General features: G+C 70.3%; 7 protein-coding genes and 2 pseudogenes. 7 read left to right on the top strand and 2 right to left on the bottom strand.

Going from position 1 to position 16,346, the window contains the following annotated elements; genetic code table 11:
* Positions 1-438 precede the first annotated feature (438 nt).
* Entirely contained in the window at positions 439-621 is a 183-nt protein-coding gene (locus tag HTZ82_RS23395; RefSeq protein WP_070201550.1) for a hypothetical protein, read from the bottom strand.
* Between the two features lie 183 nt (positions 622-804).
* On the opposite strand from HTZ82_RS23395, the gene HTZ82_RS23390 reads away from it, so the two are divergent.
* From HTZ82_RS23390 to HTZ82_RS23365, 7 genes and pseudogenes are all read left to right on the top strand, one after another.
* Complete coding sequence (locus HTZ82_RS23390) at positions 805-3,774, top strand: hypothetical protein (RefSeq protein ID WP_175411409.1); 2,970 nt, start codon at positions 805-807, stop codon at positions 3,772-3,774.
* A 307-nt stretch (positions 3,775-4,081) separates the two neighbouring features.
* Positions 4,082-4,271 (top strand): annotated as a pseudogene (locus HTZ82_RS32475) (DNA mismatch repair protein MutT); the annotation flags it as partial.
* 69 nt (positions 4,272-4,340) lie between these two features.
* Positions 4,341-5,591 (top strand): helix-turn-helix transcriptional regulator, encoded by a 1,251-nt coding sequence (locus tag HTZ82_RS23385; protein WP_302852264.1) that lies wholly within the window; start codon positions 4,341-4,343, stop codon positions 5,589-5,591.
* 127 nt (positions 5,592-5,718) lie between these two features.
* The gene (locus tag HTZ82_RS23380) at positions 5,719-6,909 is read left to right on the top strand and encodes a hypothetical protein (protein ID WP_050487144.1); all 1,191 of its coding nucleotides are present in this window, start codon (positions 5,719-5,721) and stop codon (positions 6,907-6,909) included.
* The gene (locus HTZ82_RS23375) at positions 6,900-10,187 is read left to right on the top strand and encodes a hypothetical protein (RefSeq protein WP_175411407.1); all 3,288 of its coding nucleotides are present in this window, start codon (positions 6,900-6,902) and stop codon (positions 10,185-10,187) included. The genes HTZ82_RS23380 and HTZ82_RS23375 overlap by 10 nt, the downstream gene beginning before the upstream one ends.
* 51 nt (positions 10,188-10,238) lie before the next feature.
* Positions 10,239-13,043: an RNaseH domain-containing protein gene (locus HTZ82_RS23370; RefSeq protein WP_254712055.1), complete on the top strand. Its 2,805-nt coding sequence runs from the start codon at positions 10,239-10,241 to the stop codon at positions 13,041-13,043.
* A 239-nt stretch (positions 13,044-13,282) separates the two neighbouring features.
* Positions 13,283-14,016, top strand: a pseudogene (locus HTZ82_RS23365) (IS5 family transposase).
* Positions 14,017-14,043: 27 nt separating this feature from the next.
* On the opposite strand, the gene HTZ82_RS23360 reads toward HTZ82_RS23365, so the two are convergent.
* Positions 14,044-16,293, bottom strand: a complete 2,250-nt coding sequence (locus tag HTZ82_RS23360) for a DEAD/DEAH box helicase (protein ID WP_175411406.1) — start codon at positions 16,291-16,293, stop codon at positions 14,044-14,046.
* Between the last annotated feature and the right edge of the window lie 53 nt (positions 16,294-16,346).

Below are 16,346 nucleotides of genomic sequence, written 5' to 3'. Positions count from 1 at the left end.
GTCGTCCTGCCTGGCGGCAGGACCGGGAAGAGGTGATGGCCCCTCCCCTGACGGGGAGGGAGGGGAAGAGTTGTCGGCACCCGAGCGCCTGGCGGCGCCGGTGATGTCATAACTCGGTGGTTGCACAGATATTGAGTTTGCCTGCGCTCCCCTGACGCGGAGCTGGAATGGGTGGTGTCCGGCTGTCGCCGGACTGAGTGAACGTCAGTTTCCTAGGGTGCTTTGTGTGTTGTGGTTCCGGGTGCGGCTGTTTCTCGATGGAGGGGAATAGCGCCTGGCGGCGCCATGTGGGTGTGGCATCGATGAGTGGCCCTTGTCGAGTCACCTGGGAGCTTCGTCTCTCCTCGCTGCCAGTAGCTAAAGGCTTGCTCGGCCCGAGGAAGGTGGTTCCTGGCCTCCGAGTGGCGAGGAACCACCTTCCTGAGCGGGGGCATTACTTCAGAGGCGGCGACGCGGCAGGCGGCCGAGCAGCACGGCCAGGGTTCTGAGAGCCGCCTGCCGGCGGCGGGCGGTCGGAGCGCATACGGCGGTCAGGGCAAGTCCGGCGACGGTGAGCGAGTGGGTGGCCAACAACGTCGTGATGAAGGGGCTGTTGAGCAGGGCGAGCAAGTGGTGGAACAAGGTTGGGGCCTCCTTGGGGTGGGATCCGCCTGTGCAGCGGAGTCCTTAGTGGCCCTATTGGCGCTCGTCCGGCGGGTTTCCGGCGATGTCCTGGATGGCGGTCGGAAGGCGTCTACGCTGGCCAGGGCCCCTGCGGCGGGTTTTCCGGTGCGTGGGTGGGCGGATGGTGCGGGGAGGGGTGCGGTGGAACAGGGCGCGGCTGTGCGGGTTTTCGCGGCCATGCTGAAGGCTCTGTACGAAAGGGCGGGTGCGCCCACCCTGTCGGCGCTGGTGCGTCAGGGCAGGCTGCAGCAGCCGCCCGTTGTGCTGAGTACGTCCTCGTTGAGTGATTGGCTGGCGGGCCGGTCTGTACCGTCTCGGCAGCCGGTGGTGCAGTTCCTGGTCGTCGGTCTCGCCCGGCAGGCTCGTCAGGCGGGCCGTGCGGGTGCTCCTGCAGGGTGGGCGAGGTTGTGGGAGGCGGCGGTTGAGGAACGGCGGCAGCGGCGTGGTGGCCGTCCCGGCCGTCGGGGGGCGGGCACTCCCGAGGAGCAGGTGCCTGTCCGTGGCCGGTTCGTGGCCGAGCTGCGGGATGAGGAGGCGTTCGGTGAGTGGGAGGTGCATCGGCCCGTCGATGTGACGGCGGCGGTGCCGGGAGTGCTGCCGCTGTATGTGCGGCGTGCCCACGATGAGGTTCTGCGCTCGGTGGTGGGACAGGCGGGTGGGGGCGCGAGCCGGATGGTGGTGCTGGTCGGTGAGTCGTCCTCGGGCAAGACGAGGGCGTGCTGGGAGGCGGTGGCCGAGCTGCCGGCCGGGTGGAGGCTGTGGCATCCGCTCGATCCGTCGCCCGCCCAGGCACTGGCGAACGCGCTGGCGGAGGGAATCGCTGGGCATACCGCGATCTGGCTGAATGAGCTGCAGTGGTACGTGGGCGAGCAGGCTGGGGCGTGCGCGGGGCAGGTAGCGGTTGGTCTGAGGGCGTTGTTGCAGGACAGCACGAGGGGGCCGGTCCTCGTCCTTGGGACGGTGTGGCCGGAGTTTTGGAATGTGCTGACCGCGCCGGCTGGCCCGGGCCGGAGTTCTGGGGATGCGCAGACCCGGGCGTTGTTCGAGGGTACGGGCGTGTATGTGCCGACTGCGTTCGAGGCGCAAGAGCTGCAGGATGCGCGGACCGTGGGTGGCCACGATGTGCGGCTGGCCGATGCTCTGGCCCACACCGTAGACGGGCGGATCGCCCAGTACCTGGCGGGGGCTCCGGCACTGCTTGAGCGTTACCGGATGGCGCCGCCCGCGGCCCGTGCGGTGATCCGGGCGGCCATGGACGCGAACAGGCTGGGCGGGGCGGGGCTGGTGGGTCGGGATTTTCTGCAGGCGGCAGCCGAGGGTTATCTCGGTGACGACGACTACGACGCGCTCGGTGAGCAGTGGCTTGAGGAGGCTCTCGCCTACACCCAGCAGCCGAGCAAGGGCGTACGCGGGCTGTTGAGCCGGGTACGGGCCCGTCAAGGCAGCGATGGCGGGGACAGGTGGCGGCTGTCCGATTACATGGACCACATCGGTCGCGTCGAGCGGCGGTATGCCGCTCCCCCGGCCTCATTCTGGCGTGCGGCGCGCGAGTATCTGCCCGAGCCGCACCTCGTACGGGCTGTGGGACAGGCAGCCGAGGCACGCTGGCGTGACGCCGAGGCCGTCGGCCTGTATCAGCGGGCGCTGGACCTGGGGGATGTGAAGGCGGGACAGGAACTGGTGTCGCTGTGGCAGGAGCGTCAGCGGGCCGAGGAAGCCCGTCGTGTGCAGGAGCAGACCGCGCTCGCCGGGGACGGCGAGGTCTTGGAGGAACTGCTGGAACAGATGCTGGAGCAGGAGCACTACCAGCAGGCCGAACAGCTGGTGCGGGAGGCCGCCGGGCGTGGCCATCCCACGGCCCAGCTCCACCTGGCCCGCGCGCTGGTACTGGACGGAAAGGCCGAGGATGCGGAGCGCTGGTATGCCGAGGTCGCCCAGTGCAGCGATCCGGACATCCTGCGCGCCTACGCCGACGACCTGCGTGAGCGCGGGGACCTGGATGGTGCCCGGGCAGCATTGCGGGCGGCGGGTGACCGCCGCGCGATGGGCGAACTGGCCGCCCTGGCGGAGGGAACGGTCGAGGTGGAGCAGGCGGCCCGGGAGGCCTTCACTGCGGGCGAAGCCACCCCGCTGAAGACCCTCGCCGAACAGGCCGAGGCCGAAGGGCGTGCCGCTGACGCGGCGAGGCTGTACGGGGATGCAATCGAGGTCTTCGAACGCCGGCGCCGCCAGCGGGAGGAGGGCATGGATTTCATCAACTTCGAAGCAGGCCCTCGCTCCCTGCTCGATTACGTCAACCCGGCGGTGCTGCCCATGCCGCCCGGGGAGACCTGGGCGCTGCGCCAGCTGGTGGCTCTGCTGGACGCCACGCAGGGCGCGGCGGCGGGCGACGACGCGCTCGGGGAGGTTACCCGGGCCGGGAATGCCTGGGCGCTGGAGCGGCTGCTGCGGCGGCTGCGTGAGCGCAATCAGGAGCAGGAGGCACAGGCCCTGCTGGACCGGGAGGTGGGGCAGGGCACCCCATGGGCGCTGTGGGTGCAGGCCTACCGCGCGGTGCACGACGAGCAGGTGACGGACGACGTCCGCCGCACGCTGCTGGAGCGTGCGGCGCAGGCACGTGTGGGCCAGGCGGTGAAGATGCTGATGGAGCGGGCCGAACAGACTGGTCGGGCCGGTGAAGCCGACCAGTGGGCGCTGCACGCCGCCGCCCGCGGCTACACCACGCCGCTGTGGGAGCTGGTGCGCAGCCGCGAGGAGGGCGGGCAGTGGGAGGAGGCCGAGCAGCTCGCCTGGAGGGCACCGGCCGGCCAGCGGTCCTGGGCCTTGCGTCGTCTGGCGCGGGAACGGACCGGGGAGCACGCCACGGCTTTGCTGCGACACGCCTGTGACGAGGCCCTGGCATGGGCGCCGGGGCTGCTCGCTGAACGCCTCGAGGCAGCGGGCGAGTTCGCGCAGGCCGAGCAGCTCGCACGCACGGCCGCCGACGCCGGGGACCGGCAGGCGCTGGAAGAACTCGCCGTGCAGCGCAAGGACGACGACCCCGACCGGCAGTGGCTGGCGCTGCTGGCGAACGGGCTGACAGCCGAGGGGACTCCCGCCGCCCCGTGGTGACCGTTCTCGCGACATCGGAAACGGCGAGCCCATGGCGGCGAAGACGTCAGTGCCCGCCTCGCAGAGCCCGGCAGCCAGGGCTTAGCCGAAAGCCGGCCAGGACCGCGGCGGAACTGGGACGGCAGCCAGCACGCAAAGAGTGCGCCGCCCGCCGCCGGAAGGTGAACCCCGCAGCCTGCGCGTCGGGATAGCCGTCGCGCGTGGCCTTCAGCTCGCAGATGGGGTGCTGTGCATGCTGTCCTGGTGTGCTGCAGTGGTGCATGGTCTGAGTCGGCCCCACCATCCGACCGATGAAGGGACACAAGCCGTGGCTCAGCGGACTACAGACGACCAGCCCTAAGCCCTGCCCCCCCGCCCTCGCATCCATGACCCTGCTGGTCGCCGCCGTCATCGTCCACGACAAAGCCACGGGTCGCGTCGTGATCCTTCAGCGCAGCCAGAACGCCAAGTTCGCCCAGGGCATGTGGGACCTTCCTGTCGGCAAGAGCGAACCTGGCCACTCGGACGGGCGGTTGCTGCGCCTGCGCGACTCCCATTATAGACTTCAGGAAGTCTATAATGGCGCCATGCCTCGACGGATCGAACCGTTCGCTGCGGGTTCGCTCGTACTGTTGAGAAGGAAGGCTGGCATGACGCAAGCTCAGCTGGGCGCGGTGATCGGGGTGTCGGCCCGGCAGATCGCTTCGTACGAACAGGGTGCTCACGCCCCTTCACCGCGTCGGCTGCGCCTGATGGCCCAGGCGCTGAGGACGTCTGCGCACGAGCTGGCGGGGGTTCCTGCAGGTGAGGAGTCGCTGGCCGACCTGCGGCGGTTTGCGGGACTGGACCGGGTGGATGTGGTTGCCCTGCTGGACGCGGCGCTGCCCGACGAACTGGGCAGGGTGACGGAGTGGAAGCTGCAGGCGATGGAGAACGGCCGTGCGGTGACGGCCTGGTTGTCGCAGGAGGCGCTGCAGGAGATCATCCCGGCTCTGGCGAAGATCTACCGTGTGCCGGTGCGGACGGTACGCCGCAGTTGGTTCAGGTCGTTTCCGGAGCAGGGGTACCTGCTGCGGGCACCGCGGACGGCAGACCGTGAGCAGGGACAGCGGCGTGCCGGCTCCCGCACATGGGAAGAGCTCACGCGACGTCAGCGCGCCTATCTGGTCGCGTGCTTCCGGGAGGATCAGCAGGCTGAGAAGCGAGCCGCGGGGAGCCGGGCAGCAGGGCATGCCCCGGGACGGGCGGCGCAGTGGCGTCGGATCCCCTTCACGGTGAGGGCCGATCCGGCGTTCACCGGCTACACCCGCATCCAGGAGCGGCTGCGGGCGGAGGGCTGGCACGATGCCGGCGCCGGCGCGACGCTGCACGCGCTGGCGCGGCGAGATCTGCTGCGGGTGAGCGAGGACGAGGTGGAGGTGTTTCCGCTCGGGTTCGTGCCACGCGTCGTGGTCGAGATGACCCGTGCGGGGCGAGCCTGCGTGCGGGCAGGCCTGAAGGAACGCCCCGCCGGCCGCGCCCCGGGGGATCTGCTGTCGCAGTGGCTGTGGACTGTTCTGGTCAAAGTGGCCGAGGCAGGCGAGGCGGGGCTGGCGGAGGACGCCCTGTGGGGGCGGGCCAAGTTCTATCTCGGTACCGGCTACCGTCCCGGCGGCGCACTGAGCCGCGGATTCATCGACTGCCTGCCCGACGAAGGCGACGGGCACCAGGAGCGGGTGTATCGGTGGGTGGTCACCGCAGCCGGCTGGGATCACATCCGTCACCATGCGGCGGATTACCGGGAGTTGTACCCGGGGATTGCCGCCGATACGGCCGTGGAGCGTGTTTCGGAAAACTGAATTCGAACCATTGTGCGAATTCATGTGCGGGGGCGGCCGATTGTCAGTGCCGCCCTTTATGGTGCGTGCCGTGGATTTAGCGAACTCTCCGGCGGAGGCCGGGCTTTCCGATGCGGCCGTGCGTCACATGGTGATGGCGGCGGCCGCGATGGCCGCCAAGGCGCTCACCGACACCGAACAGCCTGCCGAGGGACGGCTGGGCACGCTGCTGGACGCCTACGGGCGCGTCCAGGCGGCCCGGGGCCCGGCAGCACCCTTGCCCTTCAGCCGGTTCCGCAGACTGCTGCAGGGAGACCTGGCCCGGCTGCTGCCTGCCTCCGTGCCGGCGGAGGAGATGGACGGAGTCCGCCTGATCGACCCGGACGGCGACTTCGACGAGGACTTCTTCGACCTGGAGATCGAGCAGCGGGTGGTCCTGCGCGCGCTGGCGAAGACCACGCACGGCGGGCGGCCGGCCAGCACCCGGAACCTGGAGGCCGAGATGGACCAGGACCGGGTCTTCACCGCGCTGCGCAAGCGCATGGACCAGGACGCCTACGTGCACGGGCGCTCCAGCCTGATCCGCATGCCAGCGGGCTCCGATGCGCAGCTGCGGCGGCTGAATCTGCCCAGCAGCGTCGCGGAGTTCTATCGGCCCGTCTCCTTCGATGCGACGTGGGACCGGTGGTGGTTCGCCTGCCCGGTCTGCCACTGGCCGATGAAGGTCACTGTGCACGGCACCCGGGCCGGGACCAGGACGGGCAGTGTGCGCTGCTTCCATCGCCCGCATGCGGCCTGGGGAGCCGCGTACTCCTTCAGGCTCCCGGATGCCGGGCGGGCTCCCCTGCTGCATCCGCTGTCCCGGCCGGCTGCGCCGTCGGGTGCGCAGGCGGTGCTGTTCCCGGATCTGACCGGGCAGGTACCCGAGCCGGTGCCCGTGGAGGGGCACAAGGCGCTGGCTCGGGGGGTGTGGCGCTGGACGACCGTGCCCGGCCTCGTCGAGGTCGCCCTCTTCGACGCACTCAGCGAACGGGGCCTGTCGGTGGCGTTGTGGCCGGAGCTGGATGCCTACGACCTGCAGGTCGCCGCCGGGCAGGGTGCGGGGCGGACGGAGTTCCGCATCGACGTCAAGGACTACACCTCCGCCCTGTTGCTGGCGAAGAAGATCCAGGCGGACGGCGGGGACCGGGGCGGCGCCGAGTGGCTGGTGGTGCCCGACTACCGCGAATCCAGCCTGGACCTGGTGGGGACCGTGGCGGGCGAGTTCGGGCTGAAGACCGCGACGGCGAGCGGCATCGGTGAACTGATCTGCAAGAAGGCGGGGGCGGCATGGCAGTGACCAAGGCCAGGCGCCTGTCCAAGACGGCCGGGGCGGTCGGGGCCGCGCTGGCCCTGGCAGCCCACTACTTCCCGCGCCAAGAGGAGGCAGGCGGCACGGCCATCGCTTCGTTCCGGGACGCGGCGTTCCTGCTCAGCGGCCAGCTCGACAAGTGGGCGCGGTGGCGGGACCTGCCGCACGACGAGAAGCAGCGCATCGGCGCGGTGGTGGCGCTCGCTCCGCAGGAACTGGCCTCTGCCACCGTGTTCGCCGCCCGCGCGCGGGAGTTGCTGGACTTCGCGCACGGCGAGCCGGCCGCGTTGCCCTTCAGGTCCGCGGATCCCGCCGTGGGGCGGGCCGAGGCGGCTGTTCCGCTGGTGGGCGGGGGTTTACTGGAGTATGTCGACCGGATTCGTCAGCGGCTGCGCCGCGATCACCCCCGCAGCCGCCCGGACGAGCCGGCCGGGCCGGGCATCTGGCTGCCGCGCACGCAGTACGCGGCCGGCTCCGGGCTCATCCAGGGGCGCACCGTCATCCCTGTCTTCGCCGACGGCGGCGAAGAGGAGGCGGCGGCCCGGGCGGAGCTGCCCGAGGTGCGCACGGTGCCCTACCAGGAGGAGATTGCCCTGCCGGCCGGGGAGCTGCTCGAGCTGGCCCGTCTGATCGACGGGCGCTACCCGGCCGCGGACCGGTACGTGCACGCGGTCCTGGAGAACCTTTTTGCGCAGTTGCAGACCACGGATGCGGTACCTGCGCAGGAGCTGATCCGGCTGGGGGCGGGGCCGATGGGCATCCTCAACGCACCCACCGGGACCGGCAAGAGTGTCCTGGTGCGCGTGGCCGCCTCCTGGTATGCAGTCAACGGCCTGACGGTCACCCTCGTGCTGCCGACGGTCGAGGCCACGCTGTCCGCGGCCTGGGACATCAGCCAGGATCTTGAGCAGCTGGGCCGTACGGAGACCTGCACGCCGCTGATGTCACCCTCGCGGTTGCACGAGCGGGCGATGAAGGCCGCCGCCCGCATCGAGGGCAGTCTGCTGGAGCAGTCGGACAAGACCCTGTGGAAGCTGGACCAGCTGTCCTACGGCTGCGCGCTCAGCCATCACACCCAGTCCAGCCATCCGTACCCGCCCGGCCAGGAGCCGTGCCGCGGGCTGTCCCCACTGCCGCCAGCGACCGACCGGGCCGCGTGCCCGTGGACGGCCACCTGCGGCAAGTATGCCCAGCACCGGCAGGCGTGCACCGCCTCGGTGGTGGTGACCAATCACCACAACTTCATGACCGGTCGCTTTCCGCTGGGCATCCGGCTGGACGGGCGGGCCGTCGCCGATGTGTCGGTGGCAGAGTTCGTGCTGCGCCGTTCGCACACCGTCATGATCGATGAGGTCGACCAGTTCCAGTCGACCGCCCTGGACTTGTGCTCCAGCGAGCTCGTCCTGGATTCGCGGCGCCAGCCGACCGTGCCCTTGCGGGAGTTGGACGAGGACAAGGCGAAACTTCCGCCCGACGCGGTCAAGGCCTTGTGCCCGACCATCAGCCACGCCCGCTATCTGTCGGAATTCCTGCTGGCCAGCGTCTGCGAAGACCTGCTGCACCTGCGCCACTACGAAGGCCACGGGCCCTCCCGTGAGCGGCCCGGCGTCAACAGCACCGGCTGGCACCTGGCCGGCAGCCGGGACCGGCGTCTGATCACGTTGCTCTTTCCCGACGAGGGCATCACCAGCGAGCAGGAGATCCCCGACCACCTCTTCGACCAGCTCAAAGCCCTGCGCCCGGCTCCGCCCACATCCGACGACACCGACGAGGCGGCCGGGGATGCCAGCCTGCCGCCACATCTGGAAGCGGTGCGGCGGCTGCTGGGCGACCTGCTGGCGCCCCGCGGGGAGGACCTGCTGGCCTCCGTCCAGCTGGAACTGAATGAAGTGCTGCTTGACGTCGTCAAGGATCCGCACGACCGCGGCGAGGCCGTCGAGCTGCTGATCGTGCGGATGTGGCTGGCCGAGCTCGATGACACCCTTGGCCTGCTGCGCAACAAGACCGGTCAGCTGCGCTCGCTGGGGATGCGCTCGGCCCGCATACTCGCCCAGCGTCTGGAGACCGGGGTGGCCGCCCACATCCTGCCCTACGGCATGCTCGGCAAGGCGATCACCGGCTACCGGGTCACCGGCCTGGACAATCCCCACAAGAACGCTGAGCTGACCGCGCAGAGCATCAGCGGCGACCCCCACACCTACACCGCTCAGCTGGGCAGCATCGTCTCCCTCGCCCTGGCCGGTGTGGAACGGCCGGTGCTGGGCCTGTCGGCCACCGCCTACTTCCCTCAGGCCGTGCGGGAGCACGTCCACGCGGACGTGAAGTGGTGGATGACCGATGCCGCGCCCGACAGCATCCGCGCCAAGCGCCGCATGATCACCGACTCGGTCACCCAGCGGGCCATCCAGATCTCCGGCATCCCCCAGCAGCACAAACGCGAAGCGCTGATCAAACTCGGTGACCGTCTCTACGACACGGTGATCCACGACGAGCTCGCCCGCATCGCGCGCACCGACCCCGACCGCGCGCACGCGGCGGTGGTCGTCAACTCCTACGAGCACTGCCGCCATCTCGCGCTCGGCATCCACTCCGCGGGCCAGTACACCGGCGGCCTGTGTGTCGCCGTGCCGGCCGACCGGCACTGGCGGGCCAAGCTGCCGCCTCTGCCACCCGGCATCACAGAGCTGACCCCGGACGAATTCGAGGACTTCCCCCGCCGGGGGAAGATCCTTGTCGTGCCGATGGCGCGGATCGCCCGCGGCCTGAACATCGTCATCGGCACCAAGTCGGCCATCACGCCGGTCTATCTGTGCACCCGGCCGCTGGCCCTGCTGACCGATCCGGCGGAGATGTACGCCAGTGTCAACGCCGCCGGGATCGGCTCCCTGCCCTCCATGCCCACCGCCGAGCCGGTAGGGGATCTCAGGGAGGCCAGGGCCGCTGCCTGGGCCCGCATGGGCATGATCATGCGGTCCGCGCCCGGGTTCATCAGCACCGCCCACGTCCTGCAGGAAGAGATCGTCGCCGGCATGGTCGTCGACATGATCCAGCTCGCCGGGCGCGCCCGCCGCGGCGGCACCGACATGACGCTCCACCTCGTCGACTACGCCTTCCACGAGGACTCCTGGCAGTCCGACCTCGCCGGCATCCTGCGCCGCATGCACCAGCGCTGGCCGGCTGATGTGCGCCGGCAGATGAACGCCATCTACCGCGAAGCCCTCGCCGCGTTCCTCGCCTACGCCGGCATCGAACCGGACGACACCTGACCCCGCCCCGCCCAGCCGCATTCACTTCAGAAAGGAAGGCCTTCTCCGCTCATGCCTGCACCCACCACCCGCGCCTGCCTGGACGTGCTCGCCTACCGCTGCACCCCCACGCTGCTGGACGGGGCCACCGTCCACCTGCGCCAGTTCCCCACCAGCGTCACCTCCCTGTGGACCCTGCTGGACCGCCAGTACAAGGACATCGTCAAACGGGAGGAGGCACAGGCCCCGCACTCCGTGCTCACCGGCGCCCTGCGCTGCTTAACCGGCGGCTACGTCTTCTTCGACCCCAAACAGGGGCTGCTGGCCACCCGCCGCCCGCTCGACGACGACACCCTGCGCGACGCGTTCACCCTCCTGCACAGTCTCGTCCTGGGCCACCACCCCGACGACATCGACCTCAACCGGCCCACCCCGCTGGCCGAACGCGTCGCCGAAACCATGCCGCAGGAACGGCTGCTGGCCGACTACCTCATCACCCCGGACGGCCCGCAGACGCCGGACTCCTCCACCGCCGGCCGGCAGCCGGACGCGGCCAACTGGGTCTACAGCACCGTCGCCTGGCACCTGGCCCACCGCCTCGCCCAGCGCACCTGGAGGGTGGACGGCCAGGACATCGCCCTGAGACCGGACAGCAGCGGCGGCCTGATCGCCTGGCAGCAGCCCTGGTCCAACAAGGCCGGAACCGCGCACGCGCTGGCCCGGGTGCGGCTGGCTCTGAAGACCCTGCCCAATGTCGCCGACCCGATCCTCGTGGTCTCCTCCCAGGCCACCCGCATCAGCCGCACAATGGCCTACGCGCGCACCGTGCTGGCCGAACAGGCCGAGACCGCCCTGCCGATCGTCGAGGTCGAAATGGCTGGACGCGGCCGCGTCCGCCGCATCCACCGCATGTCCCTGCAGACCCTGGCCCGCCTCGGCATGGACCACTCCGTCCTGCACAACATCCAGCAGCGTGTCGAGGCCGAGCAGAACGCCGATGCCCGGGGCGACAACGAATCCCAGGATGAAGCCGAGGCCGGAACAGTGGGACTCGGCCCCATCCGCCCCGTCCAGGGCAAGACCTTCTCCTTCCCCGTCGGCCGCGGCGTCGGCATGCACCACCTGCGCGAACTCGACCGCCACATCGGACAGATCCTCGCCCCTACCCCCCTGACCGTCGTCCAGGACTCCCGCGCCCGCGGCTTCAAGCAGCTGCCCCAGGCCGAACTGTCCGTGCAGCCGGGCGACATCATCCGCTCTCTAGACGCCATGAATTACCAGCACCTGAGGCTGGTGTGCCTGTGGTACCGGGACGAGATGCGCCAGCGCATGATCCATGGCCTCGCCAGCGTCTTCGGCCTCGACCCGCAGACCATCGATCCCGCCGAGGGCATTCCCGTGCCCCTGGACGCAGGCCGCGTCAGCGCCGTCTTCCACTGCGTCCCCGACTTCCTCGTCCACGGCCCCACGGCCGGACAGGAAACCGCCGTCGCACACATCCCCTCGCTCAAGAAGGAGCCGGCCACCCTCGTCGGTGTCTGGGCGGAGACCGAATTCGACGCCGCAGCCGAGGAAGAGGACGCCATGCCGCCGGCCGACCGTGCGGGCACGGCGTCCGGGCCCGGCCCGGACGAGGACGCCAAGCACCAGGCACGGCGCACCCTGGCGCGACTCGGGTTCGTCTCCCAGTTCACCGCCGACCGCAAGGAAGCCAAGCGCAAGAAGCCGAACGGGAAACAGACCGACCACCAGGTGATCCTGTCGCTGCTGGATCTGTGCCGCAGCCTGGGCATCATCGACCGCCGCATCGACCAGGTCATGGTCGATGCCATCGGCCCCCACGCGGCCGACCAGGTCGCGCACTGCGGAATCCACGTGCGCCGCCAAAGCCGCCAGGGCAAGGACCGCACCGCCAAGATCTGCGTGACTGCCAGCGTCCTGAAGCCCCCCACCACTCCCGGCGGAGCCTGGACCCTGCACGGCTGGAGCTACACCCACCGCCGCTGGGAGCTCTACCACCAGGCGCAGGCCGCCTTCCACGCGAACGCCTACCCCGTCGGCAAGATGACCGACTTCGACGACGACAACCGCGGCCTCAAGACGGTGGCCCAGCACATCGACCAGGCTCTGGCCGACCTCTGCGACTACCTCGGCGGCATCCCCTACACCGTCACCGTCGACGGCGTGGCCACCCGCCGCCTGTGGCTGGGCCTGCACAACCGCCGACAGGGCCAGCCGCCCACACGCAACAGCACCTGGCTGCCCGCCAGTACCCTTCCCGCCCGTGAACGCCCGCTGGCCGTGGTGCGCATCAACAAGGACATGGACGAGCTGCCGCGTCCGATCAGGGTGAGCCACCGCAGTGTCGACGGCACCGTGGCCCGCACCAACAAGGTCACCAACCTGCTATACCAGGTCACGCCCGACTTCGGCTCCCCCACCTGGCTGCTGGCCACCGTCCCGCCCCAGTTCGACGGCGCCGGAGCCGGCCGCCTCGGCGAAGCCATCACCCGCTGGAGCGCCAGCCACGGCTCCAGCGACGCCGAGAACCGGCGCAAGAACGAAGTCCGCCCCAACTGGTACAGCATGACCGCCACCGAGATCTACCCCATCATCACCACCCCCGCCAGCAGCATGAACCAGAACACTGCCCCGGTTGAACCCCAGTCCCTCGCGCTGGCCGCAGCCCGCCTCTGCCACCAGCCCCTCGCCTGGGCCAACCGCACCCGCTACCCCGTCCCCCTCCACGCCGCACAACAAATGGACCTCGACCACCCCCAGTACCGGCGCAGCGCGTTGGCCGACGACCAGGACACCGAGGCCGTCGGCGACAGCGTCGTGGCTGGCAACAGCAATCCCGCCGACAAGCAACTCTGAAGCAACCGCAGCACGGCGCCCGGGCCAGCGGCTTGTGCTACCGCTGGCCCGGGCGCCTACCGGGCAGTGAGGAAGCAACATGGGCCACTACGCCCGTACGCCCCAGTCCGGCTTAGAGGTCCTAACAGAAGTTGTTGATCAAGTAACCATCGGCTTGTCTGCTCGTTGGTTGGGTCGTGGGGCAACGTCAGTCGCGGCCGTGGATCGTGTCGGACGAACTGTGGTAGCTCGTCGAGCCGTTGCTGCCCGAGCCGGGGACGAAGCTGGTGGCGGGCCGGCCGCGGGTGCCGGACCGGCAGGCGTTGTGCGGGATCCTGTTCGTGCTCCATACGGGCATCCAGTGGGAGTACCTGCCGCAGGAGCTGGGCTTCGGCTCGGGCATGACCTGCTGGCGGCGCCCGGCGGCCTGGAACGAGGCCGGTGTGTGGGAGAAGCTGCACCTGGGGCTGCTGAAGAAGCTGCGGTCGGCGAAGCAGCTGGACTGGTCGCGGGCGGTGATCGATTCCTCCCACGTGCGGGCGGCCCGGCGGGGCCCAAAAGCGGTCGCAGCCCGGTCGACCGTGCACGGCCGGGCAGCAAGCACCACGTCCTCACCAACGGCCAAGGCATCCCGCTCGCGGTGTCGCTGACCGGCGGCAACCGCAACAACGTCACCCAGCTCCTGCCCCTGCTTGACAAGGTTCCCGCGGTCGCCGGCGTCGTCGGCAGGTCACGGCGACAGCCGGACATGCTCTTCGCGGACCGCGGCTACGACCACGACAAGTACCGGCGGCTGCTGCGGCAACGCGGCATCCGGCCCGTGATCGCAGAACGCGGCCAGCCGCACGGCTCCGGCCTGGGCATCTTCCGCTGGGTCGTCGAGCGCACCATCTCCTGGCTGCACGGCTTCCGCCGCCTGCGCATCCGCTGGGAACGACGCGACGACATTCACGAGGCCTTCCTCGGCCTCGCTACCTGCCTCATCACCCACTGACACGTCCAACGGCTTTGTTAGGACCTCTTACAGGCCGAGCTCGGCCAGGGCGGCAAGGCGCTGCGGACTGAGGCTGGTGCGGCGGCGCCGAAGGTTACTCAGCCACTGCCCCAGACGCACATAGCCGCCTTCGATCTCTTCGATGTGCCTCTGGGGGACGTTGAGATGGCCCTCCCTCTCTCGGAAAGCACGCGCGGCGGTCAACCCGCGCTGGAAAGCGCGCTCACGTGCTGACAGCGGGCTGTCCTCTTCGCAAGAGACGGGCGCATCTGGCAGGTCGAGCCCCAGATCCCTGAGGAGGCGGCGCTGCTCGGGGTGAAGGTCGCTGACTCGCGCGCGCTGGGCCTCGAGCCACTCCCTGGCTTGTGATGTGTCCTTCTGCGTCTGCTGGCGGGCAGCAGAGTGATAGGCGCGTTGCCAGGTAATCGGCCAGGGCGGGTTCCACCACCGGTCCAGGGCGGTGAGGGCGGCGACGCGTTCGGCAGTGAGGGTCTCGGCGCGGGTGCGCTGGGTTGCCAGCCATCGGCCGAGGGGGAAGCCGTCCTGGGTCTCGTCGACGGGGACGGCGAGGTGGCCGTGGCGGGTGACGTAGACGGCGGCGTGAGCGAGTCCGCGGTCGAAGGCCTGCTGACGGGGGTCCCAGATGATGCCGAGGCGTTCCAGGGCGCTGGCGCGGGCCGCGTCGAGGGCGCCGGTGGCATGGAGGTGGCGTTGCCAGGTCAGCCAGCGGCCCAGTGGATAGCCGGTGGGGTCTTCGTAGGTCTGGGGGACGTCGAGGTGGTGGTGGGTGCGGTGGTAACGGCGGGCGGCTTTCAGGCCGCGGCGCCACTCAGCGCTCTTGGGAGCCAGGACCCGCAGGGAGAGGGCGAGGGCGACGTCTTCGGCCTGGGTGGGGCGGTCGAAGTGCAGCCAGGCCTCGGGGTCGTGCGGGGGCATCGTGGGGCGGTGGGTGCGCGGGTCGGCCAGGCGTGCTTCGAGGCGGTCGTCGTGGGCACGCAGGGCCTGGACGGTGTGCCATAGCGGGGTGTAGGCGTCGGCGCCGAGGAGGTCGTCCGGATCTTCGCCAGGGGTGAGGTAGACGGGGACGACGAGGGTGGCCTTCTTGCCTGCGCCGGGGTCCTGGCGCAGCGCGCGGCCGACGGCCTGGACGGTTTCGACGGGGCTGCTTTTTGGGTCAGCGAAGACGACGGCGTCGATGGAGGGCACATCGATACCCTCCCCCAGCACGCGGGCGTTGGAGAGCACGGCCGGGCTGTGCGGGTCGCTGTGGGAGGCGAACTCGAGCAGCAGGCGACGGCGGACCTGGGGGGTGTGGCTTCCGCTGATCCAGTCCGCCCACAGTCCTTGGGGGCGCAGGTTGTCCGGGAGGGTGGCGGCGGTGTCGTGCAGGGTGGTGGCGAAGGCTCGGGCGTCGGCGACGCGGTGGTGGAAGGTCAGGACGCGGCGCAGTTGGTGGTCGTGGATGGCGCGCAGGGCGGCGACCTGGCGGCCGGCCAGGCGTAGTCCGTCAACGCCGGCGCCGGGTCCGGTGGCGAGCCAGTCGCGCAGGTTTTCGTCGGTGACGACGGGGACGAGGATCTGGTAGTCGGCGAGCAGGCCGAGGTCGATGGCGTCGGAGAGGGTAAGGCGGTAGGCGACCGGGCCGAAGAGGGCTTCGTCGTCCATGGAGGCCACCGCCTCGGTGTCCCCGTCCCGGTCGGCGTCGGCGTCCCAGATACGGGGGGTGGCGGTCAGGTACAGGCGGCGGGCGGCGGGGACCTGGTCGTCGTAGTGGACGGCGGCCCAGGCCTTGCCCAGGCGGCCGGCGGTGCGGTGGGCCTCGTCGACGACGATCAGGTCCCAGGGGGGAAGGCGGTGATCACGGTGGGCGGTGATCACGGTGGGCAGGGAGGCGTAGGTGGCGTAGGCGGTGACCGGGCCTGGCCGGGGTGTGACGGTGAGGGCGGCCAGGTCTGCGGGGTCGGTGGTTATGGGGACGTCGGCGCTGAGCGGCTCATACTCCAGGGCCTGACGGGCCGAACACACCGCAATCGTGGCGCCCTTGCGCCCGGCCGCACGCCAGGAGCGGATCGTCTGCGACAGCAGGTCCAGCGTCGGCAGCAGCACGAGCACCCTGCCCTGCGCGGCAGTGCGGGCAGCGGTGCGGGCAGCGATCAGCGTCTTTCCGGTACCGCAGGCCGCGACCACACTTGCCCGCGGGTTTTCACGCAGGATGTGGGCGGCCGCGGTGACGGCCTCCTTCTGGTGCGGCCGCAGCTCGATGTCGGAAAGGGCCATGGGGTTACCGCTCCGGTGAGGGCTGGCGGGTGAGTGAGGGGGCTGAGGACGGT

The organism is Streptomyces sp. TRM64462 (assembly GCF_013362995.1).
In the GTDB taxonomy this organism is placed as follows: Bacteria; Actinomycetota; Actinomycetes; order Streptomycetales; family Streptomycetaceae; genus Streptomyces.
This window is presented reverse-complemented; position numbering and strand designations above follow the sequence as displayed.

Bases quoted from the DNA above. Each gene is read 5' to 3' on its own strand.
- HTZ82_RS23375 (WP_175411407.1), top strand. From the start codon at position 6,900: ATGGCAGTGACCAAGGCCAGGCGCCTGTCCAAGACGGCCGGGGCGGTC.
- HTZ82_RS23385 (WP_302852264.1), top strand. From the start codon at position 4,341: ATGCCTCGACGGATCGAACCGTTCGCTGCGGGTTCGCTCGTACTGTTG.
- HTZ82_RS23380 (WP_050487144.1), top strand. From the start codon at position 5,719: ATGGTGATGGCGGCGGCCGCGATGGCCGCCAAGGCGCTCACCGACACC.
- HTZ82_RS23370 (WP_254712055.1), top strand. From the start codon at position 10,239: ATGCCTGCACCCACCACCCGCGCCTGCCTGGACGTGCTCGCCTACCGC.
- HTZ82_RS23360 (WP_175411406.1), bottom strand. From the start codon at position 16,293: ATGGCCCTTTCCGACATCGAGCTGCGGCCGCACCAGAAGGAGGCCGTC.